At 58.4% G+C, this 15,274-nt stretch carries 14 protein-coding genes; 3 read left to right on the plus strand and 11 right to left on the minus strand.

What is annotated here, in order from left to right; all coding sequences use genetic code 11:
• Positions 1–3: 3 nt before the first annotated feature.
• Positions 4–1,131: an aminotransferase class V-fold PLP-dependent enzyme gene (locus tag ACR0CR_RS02290; RefSeq protein ID WP_480596365.1), complete on the minus strand. Its 1,128-nt coding sequence runs from the start codon at positions 1,129–1,131 to the stop codon at positions 4–6.
• 229 nt (positions 1,132–1,360) lie between these two features.
• On the opposite strand from ACR0CR_RS02290, the gene ACR0CR_RS02295 reads away from it, so the two are divergent.
• Positions 1,361–2,062 carry a GntR family transcriptional regulator gene (locus tag ACR0CR_RS02295; RefSeq protein ID WP_480596366.1) on the plus strand — a complete coding sequence of 234 codons (702 nt, stop codon included), beginning with the start codon at positions 1,361–1,363 and terminating at the stop codon, positions 2,060–2,062.
• 6 nt (positions 2,063–2,068) lie between these two features.
• On the opposite strand, the gene ACR0CR_RS02300 is transcribed toward ACR0CR_RS02295, so the two are convergent.
• Positions 2,069–2,527: an Lrp/AsnC family transcriptional regulator gene (locus ACR0CR_RS02300; protein WP_480596368.1), complete on the minus strand. Its 459-nt coding sequence runs from the start codon at positions 2,525–2,527 to the stop codon at positions 2,069–2,071.
• Positions 2,524–2,979 (minus strand): Lrp/AsnC family transcriptional regulator, encoded by a 456-nt coding sequence (locus ACR0CR_RS02305; protein WP_480596369.1) that lies wholly within the window; start codon positions 2,977–2,979, stop codon positions 2,524–2,526. Before ACR0CR_RS02305 ends, ACR0CR_RS02300 begins: the two co-directional genes overlap by 4 nt.
• A 131-nt stretch (positions 2,980–3,110) precedes the next feature.
• Between ACR0CR_RS02305 and ilvC the strand changes: the two genes are divergently transcribed.
• The gene (gene ilvC / locus ACR0CR_RS02310) at positions 3,111–4,133 is read left to right on the plus strand and encodes a ketol-acid reductoisomerase (protein WP_480596370.1); all 1,023 of its coding nucleotides are present in this window, start codon (positions 3,111–3,113) and stop codon (positions 4,131–4,133) included.
• Between the two features lie 45 nt (positions 4,134–4,178).
• Here the strand turns inward: ilvC and ACR0CR_RS02315 are convergent, their stop codons facing one another.
• Complete coding sequence (locus ACR0CR_RS02315; RefSeq protein ID WP_480596372.1) at positions 4,179–4,634, minus strand: SRPBCC domain-containing protein; 456 nt, start codon at positions 4,632–4,634, stop codon at positions 4,179–4,181.
• Entirely contained in the window at positions 4,631–4,927 is a 297-nt protein-coding gene (locus ACR0CR_RS02320) for an ArsR/SmtB family transcription factor (protein WP_480596373.1), read from the minus strand. The genes ACR0CR_RS02315 and ACR0CR_RS02320 overlap by 4 nt, the downstream gene beginning before the upstream one ends.
• A gap of 90 nt (positions 4,928–5,017) precedes the next feature.
• Here ACR0CR_RS02320 and ACR0CR_RS02325 point away from each other — a divergent pair, with 90 nt between their 5' ends.
• The gene (locus ACR0CR_RS02325; RefSeq protein ID WP_480596375.1) at positions 5,018–5,920 is read left to right on the plus strand and encodes a DMT family transporter; all 903 of its coding nucleotides are present in this window, start codon (positions 5,018–5,020) and stop codon (positions 5,918–5,920) included.
• Between the two features lie 17 nt (positions 5,921–5,937).
• Here the strand turns inward: ACR0CR_RS02325 and glmM are convergent, their stop codons facing one another.
• The 6 genes from glmM to glyS form a co-directional block, all read right to left on the minus strand.
• Entirely contained in the window at positions 5,938–7,314 is a 1,377-nt protein-coding gene (glmM, locus tag ACR0CR_RS02330) for a phosphoglucosamine mutase (RefSeq protein ID WP_480596376.1), read from the minus strand.
• A 35-nt stretch (positions 7,315–7,349) separates the two neighbouring features.
• A complete protein-coding gene (gene folP / locus ACR0CR_RS02335) occupies positions 7,350–8,348 on the minus strand; it encodes a dihydropteroate synthase (RefSeq protein ID WP_480596378.1) in 999 nt (332 codons plus the stop codon).
• Positions 8,345–9,265 carry a dihydroneopterin aldolase gene (locus ACR0CR_RS02340; RefSeq protein WP_480596379.1) on the minus strand — a complete coding sequence of 307 codons (921 nt, stop codon included), beginning with the start codon at positions 9,263–9,265 and terminating at the stop codon, positions 8,345–8,347. Before ACR0CR_RS02340 ends, folP begins: the two co-directional genes overlap by 4 nt.
• A gap of 247 nt (positions 9,266–9,512) precedes the next feature.
• Positions 9,513–10,154: a cell wall hydrolase gene (locus tag ACR0CR_RS02345; RefSeq protein WP_480596380.1), complete on the minus strand. Its 642-nt coding sequence runs from the start codon at positions 10,152–10,154 to the stop codon at positions 9,513–9,515.
• A gap of 188 nt (positions 10,155–10,342) precedes the next feature.
• Positions 10,343–12,904, minus strand: a complete 2,562-nt coding sequence (locus ACR0CR_RS02350) for a putative PEP-binding protein (RefSeq protein ID WP_480597501.1) — start codon at positions 12,902–12,904, stop codon at positions 10,343–10,345.
• Positions 12,905–12,962: 58 nt separating this feature from the next.
• Positions 12,963–15,266, minus strand: a complete 2,304-nt coding sequence (gene glyS, locus ACR0CR_RS02355; RefSeq protein WP_480596382.1) for a glycine--tRNA ligase subunit beta — start codon at positions 15,264–15,266, stop codon at positions 12,963–12,965.
• Positions 15,267–15,274: the final 8 nt, after the last annotated feature.

Here is a 15,274-nt window from a genome sequence, read left to right on the forward strand (position 1 = left end):
GACTTAAAGGACCTGATCCAGCACGCGTTTGAGCCGCGCAATCGTGCCGTCCACATCATAAAGCTTGTCCAACCCGAACAGGCCCAAACGGAAGGTGCTGAACCCCTCGGGCTCATCACACTGCAGCGGAACGCCCGCTGCGATCTGCATCCCAAGCGCCGCAAACTTCTTGCCATTCTGAACCTCCGGATCCGAGGTGTAGCTGACCACCACGCCCGGCGCACCGAACCCATCAGCGGCAACCGACACGACGCCCTTGTCCTTCAACATCGCCCGGACGCCGTCCCCCAGCGCCCACTGAGCGTCGCGCAGTTTCTCAAACCCATAATCCCGAGTTTCAAGCATTGTATCCCGAAACGCCCGTAAGGCATCTGTCGGCATGGTCGCGTGGTAAGCGTGGCCCCCGCTCTCATAGGCCTGCATGATCTGCCGCCACTTCTTCAGGTCGATGGCAAAACTATCTGATGAGGTCTCCTCCAGTCGCGCTTCAGCGCGCTCAGACAGCATCACCAAACCGGCACAGGGCGAGGCGCTCCACCCTTTTTGCGGCGCGGAAATCAGGACATCCACACCGGTGGCTTTCATGTCGATCCAGGCGCAGCCCGAAGCGATACAATCCAGAACCATCAGGGCTCCGACCTCATGGGCTGCCGCAGCCATAGCAGTCACATAATCATCCGGCAGGATCACACCCGCCGAGGTTTCCACATGCGGCGCAAACACGATCTGAGGTCTCTGCTCGTGAATAGCGGCCACCACCTCTTCAATTGGGGCCGGCGCAAAAGGTGACGGGCTGGAATTTCCCGTTTGCCGCGCCTTTAGGACGGTCGTGTTGGCCGTCAGATCACCGGATTCGAAAATCTGGCTCCAGCGATACGAAAACCAACCGTTACGAACCACCAAAACATTCGCACCACGGGCGAATTGCCTTGCCACAGCCTCCATCCCATAAGTGCCACCCCCGGGTATCACTGCGACGCCGTCTGCGTTGTAAACATCGCGCAGCATTTCCGAGATGTCCCGCATGACCCGCTGAAAACTTGCGGACATGTGATTCAGAGAACGATCGGTAAAAACAACCGAGAATTCCTCAAGACCATCGGGATCAATTGTTTCCAACAATGCGGGCATTTCACGTCCTTTCAGCTATTTGTTCCGTTTCTGCACTGGTCGGCAGTCTTGGTAAAGCACAATACCGCATAACAACCTGACCCAAGGGAACCTTCAACCTGCGGTTTTAATTTAAGAAATCCTATGCAACATATGGCAGATGGGACACCGACCGGTGCTACCTGCTCTTTACTCTACGGTGTGTTTCTGCACGGATTCACACAATTAGGTTGAATGGAAATCTTAACTCGTGACAACGCAAAAGCGGATCAGTTTTCAAGTCGTTCGGGATGAAGTTAAACGTCGTATCGAAACCCGCGTCTGGCCTCAGGGATCGCTCCTGCCGACGGAAACCCAACTTGCGGAAGAATTCAACTGCGCCCGGGCCACCGTAAATCGTGCACTGCGGGAACTGGCCGAACAAGGGTTTGTCGAGCGCAAGCGCAAAAGCGGAACACGCGTCAAGAAAGAGCCGCGCAAACAGGCCAAAATTGAAATCTCTTTGGCGCGGCAGGAGATTGAAAGCCAGAACTCGATCTATCGGTATGCTTTGGTTGAACGAACCGTCGTCAGCAGCCCCGGATGGCTGTCTTCGCAGTTGGACGTGAACCCGGACGCGCGCGTTCTGCATGTGATTTGCATGCACTACGCCGACAACAGGCCGTTTCAGCTGGAAGAGCGTTGGATCAACATCGACGCTGTGCCCGAGGTCGAACACGCTGATTTGAACACAAGCGGCCCGCATGAGTGGCTGTTGAATGTCGCGCCCTTCACCGAAGCCGAAATCGCCTTCTGCGCGGTGTCTGCCGATGCCCGGCTGGCTGAATTCATGGGAACGACAACAGGGACGTCCATGATTCAGCTCGAGCGGACGACTTGGAAAGACGGGCTGCCAATGACATTCGCGCGGCTGACGCATCATCCCGGTTTTCGCGTTCGCAGCACATATTGATCCACCCTACCCGATCGGCCCCGGCCTGCGTTCCTCGCTCAGCAGGACATTCGCCTCGACATCGCCGGCACCGGGCAGCGTCATGATCCGGCGCCGCAGAACGCGCTCGAAATCGGACAAGTCCCGTGCAACGACACGCAGACGATAATCATAAAGCCCCAAGACATGCTCGACCGTCTGAACCTCGGGGATGGCGCTGACCGCCCGTTCAAAATCCTCAAGGCTGACTTGCCCTTTCCGGGCCAGTTTCACACCCAGAAAGACCGTCACGCCGAACCCCAGCGCCTCGGTGTTCAGGCGCAACCGACGCCGTTTGATCACGCCCTGATCCTCCAACCGTCGGATGCGCCGCCATGTGGCAGGCTGCGATAGGCCAAACCTGCGCCCCAGGGCGCCCGCACTTTGGGTTGCGTCCTGTGAAAGCGCACGCAATAGGCTGCGATCAATGTCGTCCAGCTCAATCATACGGGCAAAACCTCGTCTTGCTTGACCCGAGCGATGTGCATCAGCGCCTCGATATCGGCGATATGAGGAAGGGTTAGAATGCGGTCTCGGTAAATCTGCTGATAATGGGCCATGTCCCGCGCAATCACGGACAGACGCACATCCACGCGGCCAAGAAACGTCTGAATTTCAATGACCTCCGAGACGTCCCGCGCGGCTGCGATGAAATCATCAAACGCCCGAGGTTGCGTCTTGTCCAAGGTAAAGCGCAACGAGACTTCCAAAGCATAGCCCAACGCGGACCAATCGATCACGGCCTCTTGCCCCAGGATGACCCCAGCGGCTTGCATTTTTTCGATCCGACGCCAGCAAACACCCTGGCTGATCCTGCAGCGCTCGGCCAGTTCGGCGACCGCAAGGCTGGGGTCTGCCTGGAACTGACGCAGAATGCGTCGGTCAACGTCATCAAGCATGACTATCTCATTTTCCTGTCACTTCGCGAATATTTCTTCACTTTTTTCTCAAATACTCAATCCCACCCCTATCGCCAATACCAAAGGCTCAGGCTACAAGCACAGCAATCGAAACAGAAAGGACCAGCGAAATGCGCGTCTATTACGATCGCGATTGCGACATCAACCTGATCAAAGACAAAAAAGTGGCCATCCTGGGTTATGGCAGCCAAGGCCACGCACACGCGCTGAACCTGCGTGACTCGGGCGCGAAAAACCTGGTCGTCGCCCTGCGCGAAGGCTCAGCCTCGGCCAAAAAAGCCGAAGCCGAAGGTCTGCAGGTCATGGGCATCGCCGAGGCAGCCGCATGGTGCGACGTCATCATGTTCACCATGCCCGACGAATTGCAGGCCGAGACATACAAGAAATACGTGCATGACAACATCAAGCCTGGCGCAGCCATCGCATTCGCCCACGGCTTGAACGTCCACTTCGGCTTGATCGAGCCCAAGGAAGGCGTCGACGTCATCATGATGGCCCCCAAAGGCCCTGGCCACACCGTGCGCGGTGAATACACCAAAGGCGGCGGCGTGCCTTGCTTGGTGGCCGTCGACAATGATGCAACCGGCAAAGCGCTGGAAATCGGCCTGTCCTACTGCTCGGCCATCGGTGGCGGGCGCTCGGGCATCATCGAGACCAACTTCCGCGAGGAATGCGAAACCGATCTGTTCGGCGAACAGGCCGTTCTGTGCGGCGGTCTGGTCGAACTGATCCGTTGTGGTTTCGAAACGCTGGTCGAGGCCGGTTACGCGCCCGAGATGGCCTATTTCGAATGCCTGCACGAAGTGAAGCTGATCGTTGACCTGATCTACGAAGGCGGCATCGCCAACATGGATTATTCGATCTCGAACACCGCGGAGTACGGCCAGTACGTCACCGGCCCGCGTATCCTGAAATACGACGAGACCAAAGCACGCATGAAAGAGGTCCTCAGCGACATTCAGCAAGGTAAATTCGTTCGCGACTTCATGCTGGAAAACGCTGTTGGCCAGCCGACCATCAAAGCGTCGCGCCGTGCCAATGACGAGCACATGATCGAGGAAACCGGTGCGAAACTGCGCGCCATGATGCCCTGGATCTCGGCCGGTAAAATGGTCGACAAAGAAAAGAACTAAGGCTGACGTCTGTCAAAGAATGGGCGGCCCCGGTGGCCGCCCTTTTCAATTGGCGACAGCACCGGCGTAGCATTCGCCAAGAACATAATCCCATCCGGTATCATAGCCCTTGCGCTTGTCAGGGGCCTCATCCGTCCAGACTTGCCATCCGGTGTGGGTCAGCGTCACTTGGGTTTGTCCGGCGTCAAGACGCTCGAAAACCACTTCGACACGCGTCGGGCGATCTTTGTTCGTTCCGGGGTGCCAGCTGAAGGCCAAACGCCTGCCCTCTTCGTACTCAAGTACTTCGCCCCAATCCTCGCGGTCGCCGTTGTACATGGTCTCAAAAACAGCACCGCCGACGCGCGGCTGGATTGTCACCGACAAAGCAGGCTGACCTTGCGCGGCGGATACCGCGTGCCCATCCAATGGCCACCACTTTCCGATCCGGTTCACGAACACATCAAAAGCCCTGTTTGGCGACGCATTGACTACAATTGTTTTGACTATGGGATCGGTCATGTATCTCGTCCTTCGTCCACATCGGCCGCAAAGCTTTCCAAAACTTCCGACCAATATTGGTCCAGCCACGCACGCAGATCGGCGAGTCCTTCGGGTCTGGCAGCGTAGATCCGGCGCGTGCCTTCCGCCCTGCTGACCACAAGGCCCGCGTCCGCCAGCACCTTTAAATGTTGTGACACCGCAGGGCGGCTCACCGGCAATTCCGCCGCCAGTTCTCCGACAGCTCGCGGGCTGCGCGCTACAGCCTCGAAAACCCGACAACGGGTCGGATCTCCTAGTGCCGAAAGCGCCATTATGTAAGTCATTACTTACCGTAAGTGAACACTAACGCTTTGTCAAGAACTGCCGCGTGACACTTGGGAAACCTCAGGATATGGGGAGGCATGGAACAACAACCCGACTTCCGCGACTGGACTGGCGTCATTGCTCTTGGCCTCATTTGGGGCGCGACTTTCATGGTCGTCGCCGTGGCGCTGGACGGGTATGGCCCGGTCACGGTCGCAACTGCGCGCACCACACTGGGCGCGGTGACGTTGCTTTTGCTGATGAAAGTTACAGGGCGTAAAATGCCAGCGGCAAATTTTCGGCTATGGCATTCGATTGCTGTGATTGGCGTCCTATCGACCGCTCTGCCCTTTTTGCTTCTGAGCTGGGGGCAGCAGTACGTCGCCTCCGCCTTCGCGGGCCTTTCCATGTCGGCAATTCCATTGATGGTTTTGCCGCTGGCGCATTTCTTTTCGGATGAGCCAATGAACCTGCGCAGATTGTTCGGAGTGACTTTGGGCTTTTCTGGCGCGCTATTGCTGATCGGACCGGGTTTGGCCCAATTGGGTGAAGGATCCGAGCCGCTTGCCCAGCTTGCGTGTTTAGGAGCCGCTTTCTGTTATTCCTGGGCCTCGATTGCTACCCGCCGCTGCCCACCCATTGATCCGGTGACCCTGTCTGCCCTGACCTTGGTCGTAGGGTCCGTGCTTCTTGTGCCGGTCATGCTGGCAATCGAAGGGATACCGGGTTGGCAAGGCGCACGATCAGGTCTGGCGATCATCACGCTGGGTTTGATTCCCACGGCATTCGCAACCTTGCTGCGCGTGTCGATCATCCGGCGTGCGGGTTCGGTCTTTATGACCCTCGTGAATTATCAGGTTCCCGTTTGGTCGATGGTGTTCGGCGCTTGGGTCCTGTCCGAAGCCCTGCCCCTGCGCTTTTTCTTAGCTCTGACACTCATATTAGTGGGCTTGGCAATCAGCCAGTGGTTCAGCTTGCGGCGCTTGCTGATCGGACGATAGAAGAGCTGCCACTGCGATCACGATGACATGTTCGAGTAAATCTCCTCAGCCCTAAGCTGGCCTTCGATCATGGCGACCACCTTCTCAACAACGGCGTGCAGCACTTCCTGATCTTCGCATTCCGCCATGACCCGGACCAGAGGTTCGGTGCCGGATTTCCGCGTAAACAACCGCCCTCCCTTGGTCTCAATGTACGCTTTCTGCGCCGTTATGAAATCATCAACCGTTCTGGCCGCAAGCGGGTCCTGCCCAACTTTGTGCCGCACATTATGCAATAGCTGGGGCACCGGCTCGAACTGTCGCGACAGCTCGGAAGCCTTGCGGCCGGACAAAACCATCTCGGCCAGAAAATGCAGACCGGCCATCAGCCCGTCTCCGGTCGTAGCATAATCGCTCATAACAATGTGGCCGGATTGCTCGCCACCCAGATTGAACCCACCGTCGCGCATACGCTCGACCACGTACCTGTCACCCACGGCGGTCCGTTCCAGCCGCAGACCCAGGGACTCCATGTGCCGCTCCAAGCCCAGATTGGACATGACCGTTGCGACCAGTGCCCCACCCTTAAGGCGGTTGGCCTTAGCCCAGGTGGTTGCCAGCAAAGCCATCAGCTGATCGCCGTCGGCCTCGGCTCCGGTTTCGTCGATTATGATGACGCGATCCGCATCCCCGTCCAGACAAATTCCGACATCCGCGCCATGTGCGACTACGGTTTCCGAGGCCACGCGTGTGTCGGTCGATCCGCATCCTAAATTAATGTTCTTACCGTTTGGCGACGTGCCAATGGGAATAACCTCGGCCCCCAATTCCCAAAGAACTTCGGGCGCGGTCCGGTGTGCTGCCCCGTTCGCGCAATCGATCACGACCTTCAGCCCGTCCAGCCGAACGTCGCGTGGCAGTGAGGACTTCACGCGCTCACCATAGCGGAACCGGGCATCATCTACGCGCCGCGCGCGTCCAATGTTTTGCGATTGCGCGGGGCTGACACCTTCCTCAATCAACCGCTCAATTTCCAGTTCGGCCTGATCTGACAGCTTGTAGCCATCGGGTCCAAAGAATTTGATACCGTTGTCCTCGGCCGGGTTGTGGCTGGCCGAGATCATGACCCCCAAATCCGCGCGCATGGACCTTGTCATCAGACCAACCGCCGGGGTCGGAACAGGACCAAGCAGCAGCACGTTCATCCCAGTTGAGGTCAGCCCCGCCGTCAGAGCGTTTTCCAGCATGTACCCCGACAACCGAGTGTCCTTGCCAATGACGACGCGATGAACACCCGACGCATCGCGGCGGAAGTACCGACCGACTGCTGCGCCGATCCGCAACGCCATTTCCGCTGTCATCGGATAGGTGTTGGCGGTCCCCCGCACTCCATCGGTTCCGAACAGCTTGCGCATCAGGTTCACTCCAGAAAATACAGTCTGTGCCCGGATTACCGGACGGCAGCCCATAGACGCAAGGCCTGAGAGGTCTCGGTGACGTCATGTACCCGAATGATCTGCACGCCTTGCGACAATCCTGCCAATGCAACGGCTATTGATCCGGGTGCGCGGGCGTCCTTGCGCGGTTCTTGCCCGATCTGACCAATAAAGCCTTTGCGCGACACGCCCAGAAGAATGGGGCAGCCCAACCCGTGAAACAGGCTGAGATTTCGCAGTAAGGCCAAATTGTGCGCCTCGGTTTTTCCAAACCCGATTCCGGGGTCAACTACGATGACTTCGCGCGAAATCCCCAAGGCCACAAGGTTTGCGATCTGCGCTTCAAGAAAATCATAAACTTCGAAAAGAACGTTTTCGTACTGAGGATCATCCTGCATCGTCGCAGGGTCGCCTTGCATGTGCATGACACACACCGGAACACCCAGTTCCGCGCAAAGCGGTGCAAGCCCGCCATCGAAAGTAAATCCAGACACATCGTTGATCATCCCTGCCCCGGCAGTGCGGGCGGCGCGGGCAACGGTGGCCTTGCGGGTGTCGATTGAAATCAACGCATCGGTCTGTGACCGGATCGCCTTAATAACCGGTCGGGTTCGCGCGATCTCTTCCTCTTCGGCGACGTAGTCTGCGCCGGGACGGGTCGACTCACCGCCGATGTCCAAAATGCTGGCACCCTGAGCGACCATTTCAACAGCCGTTTTGCACGCGGTTTCGACCGAGTTATGCACGCCGCCGTCAGAAAAACTGTCCGGAGTCACGTTAAGAATGCCCATGATGTGGGGCGCGGACATGTCCAGACCCGCAAGCGACGCGCGCGGACGGGTCAAACGGTCGAGCAGTTCGGCTGGTATGCTCTGCGCGTCGACGATTTCAACAGTTCCATCACGCGTCAGGCGCTCGGCGTGGGTAAACCAAAGGTTCTGACCAGCAAGGCTTAGTGCCCTATCCGGTCGGTTCGGGCCGTGCTGGACCAGAGGGCGGTAATACGCGTTCACAATTGGGCTTGCTCCGCCGAGACCGCTCGCAAGGGCGTATGTGACGTGTCAGGCAATTCTCCGCCAATGACCAGCATTTCGCTGGCTTCAAAGGTTGCCGCGAACCAAGCCGCCAGCGCCACCGCGTCAGACGGTGCGGCAGACGGCCCATCGACGGCATCCAGCACAATCTTGGACGGGGCCCAGACACAAATCTGATCGTTCTTCATCGCCCAATCCAGTTCCGTCCGTGTCGAGACGACGACGCAGCGATGATCCCGAGCGGCCAGAACCCAGGCATTCTGCTCGATCGCCAACAGGTCAATCCGCCGCTGGGTCATGGCGTGTCCTGTTTGCGAGACGGGCATGTCCGCAGCGCCAACGCACAAAATCAGAGGACGCTTTCGGTGCTCCAACTGGTCAATCCATCCGGTCAGGTATTCCGACTTTATCGCTTCGTTCGACAAGTAAACTAGGCGCGGGTGCGGACGTTCTTCTTCGGTGACATCCAAATGTGCGTCGTTGGCAGCTCGCACGATCTCAACACCCAAAGCGCCGGGGCCACGATCAAGTTTTTCTATGCGAACAAAGGCCCTTACAGCCTGCGGCTCAAGCAAAATACGCTCGGCCACCCGTTCTGCCAGTGTCTCCAGCAAATTCAACCGTTCCGCCGCCAGTTCGAAGGCAATAGCCTCGGTCACGCGGTCATAGGACAGAATGCGATCAACGTCGTCATCAATTGGATCTGTCAGTGGCCGCACTTCAACGACGATGTTGAAACAGATACGCTGGGTTGTTCCCCGTTCCGCCTGAAATGCACCGATTTCCACCTCGACGATGTGGTCGCGCAGGGAAATACGATCCATAGGGCCGCGCGCCGCCGTGGCCTGAGACCGTTCGGATGGATGCGCAAAGGCAAGACGGATTTCAGAACTCATGCAAGGGACCTTTTTGGGATCAGTGACTGTTTTCAACCAGGCTAGGCATTGCGCGGGCGTATAGCACCGCAACAAACGCCTTTCCAGCCGTCGATTGCGGCGTTCGACCTCCTGCTACTCCGCCCTCGCGAAACAGCAAGGCGCCCGCAAAGCGTTAACATTCGATGTCTACAAAGAAAAAGCAGGCCAAAAGGCCCGCTTTCATTCTGTCCTGATCCAATTCTCAAATACAATTGGACCTGTTTGGTCAATTGCTCGCAGTACGGTAGTTGTGCCGATAGAAGATGTGTACACCGATCCGCGCGGTTTCCTTGTAAACCCGCGACCACGAAGGGTTGACAGCCTTGGTGTGGTAATGGGTTGCGCCACTTGTCAGCTCATCCGCGTGACCATCGATTGCCGCGCGGGCGACTTTCGAAACGCGCTCGTATGCGCGCTTTTCATGGATGACTTCTTTGTGCCCATCACAGGTATAGGTGAACTGGCACTGGTATTTCTTTCCTGTGCCCTGCCGGATCACACCGCACAACGAATCCGGGAACCGGCCGCTGTCAACGCGGTTGAGGATAACCTCGGCCACAGCAAACTGTCCGCGCACGCTTTCGCCGCGCGCTTCAAAGTACAGCGCTTCGGCCAGGCAACGAAAGTTCTCGTCACCTTTGGCTTTGGGCTGCTGATCCAACCAATCCTTGGTGTAAGCGATTTCAACCTGCTCAGGCGCTTTACGCGGCTGAAACAGTTTCAGATAGTCACGAAAGTTTTGTCCGGGCGCCTCGTTCCGGGCAACGACATCAACAGTGTCGGAATTGCTGCCCCGCCTCTCGGCATAGGACAAACTCGGCAGCACGGTTGCTGCCATTACGGCAACAGCCACTATGTAGCGTCTCATCAGATAACCTCGCACAGGCACTTTTACGCGCCAAACCCTCCCCCGGCGGGCGCGACGAGGCTGATACCCCAGACGAGGTCAAACGTCCAGTTCTGAAAAAAATGCAAGTGGAAAACCGCCCGCGGGGCCGAATAGTTCGGCCACAGGTCCATCCCCAAACCCACTATTCCTAGGGCTTTGACCCAGTGTCAACCCCCAAGTTTGGACGAAATCGCCAATTGAGCGGCAGACAGCCGAGCGACCGGAACCCGGAACGGTGAACACGACACATAGTCAAACCCAAGCGCCCGACAAATCGCGATTGATTCGGGGTTGCCGCCATGTTCGCCGCAAACTGAAAGGGTCACATCGGGCTGCGTGGACCTTCCTCTCTCTGCCCCCAGACGCAGCAATTCCCCGACCCCGTCCGGGTCCAAAACGTGAAACGGGTCTTCGCCAAACACGCCCAGACGCACATAGGCAGACATGAACCGACCGGCATCATCGCGCGACAAGCCGTAGGTCATTTGTGTCAGGTCGTTGGTGCCAAACGACAAAAACGCAGAATGCGGCGCAATCTCCGCGGCCCGCAGGCACGCACGCGGCGTTTCGACCATCACGCCGAGACGATAGTCAAACTCCTGCCCGCGCTCCGAGGCGACCTCGGCAGCGACCGCGTCAATGCGCGCTTTCACCAGTTCAACCTCGCGCTTTGCAGACACTAGCGGGATCATGACTTCGGGCACCACACGGGCCCCTTTCTTGCTGGCCTCCAGCGTCGCTTCAAAGATGGCACGCGCCTGCATGTCGTAAATCTCTGGGACGGTTACCCCCAGACGGACGCCGCGCAATCCCAGCATGGGATTATATTCACTCATGGCGCTGACACGCCGCTCAACGTCTGATACCGGCAAATCAAGCGCTTCGGCCAATTCGCGCTGGCCGCTGCGGGTTGTGGGCAAAAACTCGTGCAGTGGCGGGTCGAACAGGCGAATACAAACCGGCTGTCCTTCCATGATGCGGAACAGTTGCACAAAATCCCGCCGTTGCATCGGTAGCAAACGTTCCAGCACGGCAGAACGCCCAGAAGGGGTTTGCGCAAAGATCATCTCGCGCATCACCGTCAGACGGCCCGGATCAAAGAACATATGTTCGGTCCTGCACAACCCGATGCCCTGCGCCTGGAAGTTCCGCGCCGTTTGTGCGTCGGCCGGAGTATCCGCATTCGCGCGAATGTCGATGTCGCGCTCAGCGTCCGCCCAGCCCATCAGCGTTTGAAAACAGTCATCCAACGCTGCTTCGAGCATGGCGGGCTTACCTGCCAGAACCTGCCCCGAGCTGCCATCGATCGTCAGCATGTCGCCGGTTTTGAAAACGCGACCATCGGGCGCGGTCAGCAGTTTCTTCTTGGTCTGGAACCGCATTTCGGACGCGCCAACGATGCACGGCAGACCCAGACCGCGGCCGATGACCGCAGCGTGGCTGGTCATGCCGCCTTTTTCGGTCAGAACGGCCACAGCGGCATGCATGCCACGCACATCCTCGGGCGAGGTTTCGCGGCGGACCAGAATACAGGGTTCTCCGCGCGCGGCGCTGGCTTGCGCTTCGGCGGCGGTAAAGACGATCTTTCCGGTCGCGGCACCCGGGCTGGCGGCTATCCCTGTGGTCAGAACATCGCGCCTAGCGTCGGGGTGAACCTGGCGGTGCAGCAATTCATTCAGCGAATGCGGGTCGATCCGCATAACGGCCTCTTGCCGGGGAATGATGCCATCTTCGGCCAGCCGCACAGCGATGCGCATCGCCGCGCGTGAACCTCTGGGCACCCTCACGCCGTCCAGAATATGCACCCGTCCGCTTTCGATCACGAACTCGACCTGCATCTCTTCCCGCAGCTTCTCGCGCATCAGGGCTGCGTGGGCCTTAAGATCCGCAAATGCTTCGGGGGCAACATCTTCAAGTGCCTGACCGCGTTCGTCTTTTTCTAGAAACAAAGCCGACACGCCCTCACCCAAGGCGTCGCGGCCCTGACTTTGGCTGAGATACCGGCCCGTGATCTGCGGTACACCGGTTGTAGGATCGACCAGTTGCAACACGCCCGAGCCGCATTCCCCCTGCCCGACCCCTGGGATCATTTCCTGAATGACCAGACCTAGCCCGGCATCCGCAGGCGCACCTTTGGCCTGCCGCAGCAACCGGGCCGAGGTTCCATCCCATGCCCGCGCCATCGACCGCAAAACGCCAATCAGCTGTTCACCGGGGTCCTGCGGGAAGGCTTCGTCGGTCTCGTCTTCATACGCCCGCAAAGTAAGGCTCAGCCCCTCGCGCCCATCGGCTTCGATGTCGTCGAACACGTCGGGGTCCAACCGGGCGACATGCGTCGCATAGCTTTGGACAAATCGCAGGTACAGCGCGGCGGCGGCGTCGGTCCCCATTGCGCCCGAAAGGTCCAGATAGCTGGCATCGTTCATTCCGATGTTCAGCACCGCACCCGGGCCGCCCCAATCCGGGTCCTCGGAACTTGGTCGAACACAGAGCAGCGCGTCCGGCTCGAACTGTTGCATGATCGGGTCGATGTCAGGCAGATGACCCTCGGCTATCCGATGCACCGCATCGAAGGACAACGCCACAGTCCGCGGAACCGGCAAGTCGAGTCGGACCAGACGCTGCAGACACTTTGCCCGCCCACCATGCGTTTCAGTGGAAATGGGCGCGTTCGATGTGATTAGAGTCGTCTGCGGGTTATTCTGCACTGCGGCACCTCTTGGATTCACCGCAGCATAGGCACCTGCGCCCTTGGTGCAAGGGCGCAATGAATGTTCAGGGGGGTGGTTAGCCGTCGATCCGGGTCAGATCCGCGACTCGCGAACAGACCTGTCTGATCTGGCTGAGCAAGTTCAGACGGTTCCGGCGCAGGATGTCGTTGTCGGAATTGACCTGCACGTCTTCGAAAAAGGCGTCGACGGGCGCGCGCAGTGCCGCCATGGCCGCCATAGCCGCTGGGAAATCCTCGGCCTTCAGGGCTGGCTCGATTTTCTCCTGAGCCACATCCAGCGCCGCAAACAGCGCCTTTTCGCTGTCGGTTTCGGCAAATTTCAGATCGGCCCCATAAGAGTATTCGACCCCGTCCCTCTCCTCGGCCTGCGTCAGGATGTTGTTGGCCCGCTTGAAGCCTTGCACGAGGTTTTCGCCATCCTCGGTCGCGATCACCGCATTCAGCGCGCGGGCACGTTTGACCAGCAGGTTGAGGTCGACATTGCCCTCCATCGCGATACAGGCGTCGATGATGTCGTGGCGGATGCCCTCATCGCGGAGGAAGACTTTGAGACGGTCGTGGAAGAAGGAGACAAGCTCAGGAGTGACCCTTTCAGGAAGCCATTGCTTTCCTAGCAAAACGTCAGTTTTCTGGTATTCGGGGACAGCTTCACTCTTTTCCCAAGCCTTTACGAACCGTTCAGGATCATCGGACTTATAGAAGCGAACCAAATTGTGTTTCATTAAATCCAAATCGTCCAGTTTCAACGCATAACCTTCAACTTTGAACGGCTCTGAAGCAGAACCTGAAGAAACTTCGAACAAATTCGCTTCCCGTGATCTCTGGCGCAATAGTCTCAAATTCGCTTCGTCTAAGTGAGATTCCAACGCAATCTTAGTTTCATTTGCATCGAGCGCCCTGAGTCCACCCAACGCTGCTCGACGCAGGGCAAAGGGGTCTTTCGAGCCGGTCGGCTTCTCGTCAATCGCCCAGAACCCGGTCAGCGTATCCAGCTTATCCGCCAGTGCAACGGCCACCGAGACCGGCGCGGTCGGCACGTCATCGGAAGGACCAAGCGGCGAATAATGCTCTTCGCTCGCCTGCCCCACTTCTGCAGGCAGTCCGGCGGCATCCGCAAAGTAGCGGCCCATCAGGCCTTGTAGCTCTGGGAATTCGAACACCATCTCGGACGACAAATCCGCCTTGCACCCTTGCGCCGCCATCATCGCCAGCGCGGGGTCGGCCCCAACCACCGGGGCCAGTTCATGGGCCAACGCGGCGATACGGTTCACCCGTTCACCCTGCGAGCCCAGCTTGGCGTGGAAGGTCACGGCATCCAGTTTTTCCACCCACGGTTCGAACCCGTCGGATTTGACGATGCGCAAGTCGTTCTCCCAGAAAAACTTGGCATCTGCCAGACGCGCTGACAGTACCTTCTGGTTGCCCGCCAGAATGGTCGCACCGTTGTCGGCGGTTTCACGGTTCGCGACGGTGATAAAGCGTTCAATCCGGCCGGTTTTGGGGTTCTTCACGGAAAAGAACTTCTGATGCTCTTTCATCGAGGTCTGCAGCACCTCGGGCGGCAGGTCGAGGAATTCGTCATCGATCTTGCCCATCAAGACCACCGGCCATTCGACCAGACCAGCGACTTCGGCCAACAGGCCCTTGTCGTCGACAACCTCCAGCCCGGCGGCAAAAGCCAGGTTCTGGGCGTCGTTCCAGATATGCTCGGCGCGTTCTTCGGGCGACAGCACGACAAAAGAACGTTTTAGCTTGGCAGCGTAATCATTGAAGGATGTTACAGAAAACCGCCCCGGAGCCAGGAAACGATGTCCTTCCGTTGTATCGCCCGATTTGATCCCGTCGACCTCAAGCGGCACGATCTCAGCACCCGCCTCATCGCTCAGGATACACAGAATCGAATGCAGCGGACGTACCCAGCGCAATGGGCCACTGCCCCAACGCATGGACTTGGGCCACGGGAAGTTCCGGATTGTTGCCTCAAGCACCTCGGCCACGATTTCAGCCGCAGGGCGTCCTGTTTTCTCGATGGTGGCAAAATAGACCGCGCCCTTGGGTGTGTCGCGTTCCTCCAACTGCTCGCGGGTCAGGCCTGCACCGCGCAAGAAGCCTTCGATGGCCTTGTCAGGCGCGCCGACCTTGGGGCCTTTGCGTTCTTCGCGAATTGTGGGGCTTTCGGCCAACAGACCTTCAACCGCGAGCGTCAGGCGGCGCGGCGTGGTCAGGGCGGCGGCCCCGGCATAGGTCAATCCAGCCTCGACCAGACCATCAGTGATCCGTTTTTTCAGATCCTCACCGGCGCGTGCTTGCATGCGCGCGGGGATTTCTTCGGAAAACAGTTCGATCAACAGGTCGGGCATAGTCGGTC

It is taken from the genome of Ruegeria sp. AM2 (assembly GCF_056540685.1).

Excerpts from the sequence above, each read along its gene's own strand:
- ilvC (WP_480596370.1), top strand. The coding sequence starts at position 3,111 with ATGCGCGTCTATTACGATCGCGATTGCGACATCAACCTGATCAAAGAC.
- ACR0CR_RS02300 (WP_480596368.1), bottom strand. The coding sequence starts at position 2,527 with ATGATTGAGCTGGACGACATTGATCGCAGCCTATTGCGTGCGCTTTCA.
- ACR0CR_RS02290 (WP_480596365.1), bottom strand. The coding sequence starts at position 1,131 with ATGCCCGCATTGTTGGAAACAATTGATCCCGATGGTCTTGAGGAATTC.
- ACR0CR_RS02305 (WP_480596369.1), bottom strand. The coding sequence starts at position 2,979 with ATGCTTGATGACGTTGACCGACGCATTCTGCGTCAGTTCCAGGCAGAC.
- ACR0CR_RS02320 (WP_480596373.1), bottom strand. The coding sequence starts at position 4,927 with ATGGCGCTTTCGGCACTAGGAGATCCGACCCGTTGTCGGGTTTTCGAG.
- ACR0CR_RS02325 (WP_480596375.1), top strand. The coding sequence starts at position 5,018 with ATGGAACAACAACCCGACTTCCGCGACTGGACTGGCGTCATTGCTCTT.
- ACR0CR_RS02315 (WP_480596372.1), bottom strand. The coding sequence starts at position 4,634 with ATGACCGATCCCATAGTCAAAACAATTGTAGTCAATGCGTCGCCAAAC.
- ACR0CR_RS02345 (WP_480596380.1), bottom strand. The coding sequence starts at position 10,154 with ATGAGACGCTACATAGTGGCTGTTGCCGTAATGGCAGCAACCGTGCTG.
- ACR0CR_RS02340 (WP_480596379.1), bottom strand. The coding sequence starts at position 9,265 with ATGAGTTCTGAAATCCGTCTTGCCTTTGCGCATCCATCCGAACGGTCT.
- glmM (WP_480596376.1), bottom strand. The coding sequence starts at position 7,314 with ATGCGCAAGCTGTTCGGAACCGATGGAGTGCGGGGGACCGCCAACACC.
- glyS (WP_480596382.1), bottom strand. The coding sequence starts at position 15,266 with ATGCCCGACCTGTTGATCGAACTGTTTTCCGAAGAAATCCCCGCGCGC.